Consider the following 365-nt stretch of genomic DNA (forward strand, 5'->3'; position numbering starts at 1 on the left):
CTGTACCTTAATGTGGCCTCCGTATCGATAGCCGAGACCAACACCGCCTTGTCCTTCAACAGTTCGACAAGTGAATTGACCTATACCAACGAGTTGGGGAACAATCCGGCAGTCGATATTTCAAGTCTTGACGACAGTGCGGGTGTAGCGGCCAACGCGAGTGATATCGCCACTAACACATCCGACATTGCCACAAACACTTCGGATATCGCCACAAACACTGCTGATATTGTGACCAACGCATCCAATATTGCGACCAACACAACTGATATAGCCACCAATGCCACGGACATCGCGAACCATATCGCCGCCGATGGCGACACGGACGCCGGGAACGAGTACAACACCTCTTTGGGCCTCAATGG

The 365-nt window shown here is 52.1% G+C and carries 1 protein-coding gene; it reads left to right on the plus strand.

Translation table 11 applies throughout. The annotated features are described in order from the left end of the window. Positions 1-365 (plus strand): hypothetical protein (locus tag A7D14_RS20080; protein WP_176712430.1); only part of this gene is annotated, 365 nt, incomplete at both ends.

It is taken from the genome of Allomuricauda sp. CP2A, from assembly GCF_001683915.1.
Taxonomy (GTDB): Bacteria; Bacteroidota; Bacteroidia; order Flavobacteriales; family Flavobacteriaceae; genus Flagellimonas.